At 49.5% G+C, this 461-nt stretch carries 1 protein-coding gene; it reads right to left on the reverse strand.

What is annotated here, in order from left to right:
• On the reverse strand, positions 1-461 hold a 461-nt coding region (locus F0L74_RS34630; RefSeq protein WP_149842232.1), incomplete at both ends, for a hypothetical protein.

The raw sequence follows: 461 nt of genomic DNA on the forward strand, positions 1-461 counted from the left end.
TTGCCCTTATCAAACACTGTCGTTAGCCTGATCAAAGGATAAGATCCATTGATGTAGAAGCTTAAGACGACGTCTTCCTTGAACGACATGTGCTGAGCCAAGGTCCGATTGGATTCAAAGTTCAGCCACGGACAGTCCACGGTTAAAACTGTTTTTAAAGTTCTCACATTGTCATAAAATTCGCTGACACGGCATTTGTCGTGGTTACGGGTAATGAGATTATGGTCGATGTAGGTGGCGTTGAAGTATGGTATTTCAAACTGGAACACCGGTATCTCGTACTGCGAGGGGATCTGCCCTCTGCCCGGGATACATTTCGAGATCGCGGCCAGGTGGTCGGAGATGCATTTGTAATCGTCCAAGTAGCAGGGCCTGTAGATCGGACTCGGCGGCCCTGCAGAAGCCAAAACTGCCACAGCGGCTACAGCTAGACACCGCGCCAGCATGTTGCGCGAATAATA

This window comes from Chitinophaga agrisoli (assembly GCF_008386695.1).
In the GTDB taxonomy this organism is placed as follows: domain Bacteria; phylum Bacteroidota; class Bacteroidia; order Chitinophagales; family Chitinophagaceae; genus Chitinophaga; species Chitinophaga agrisoli.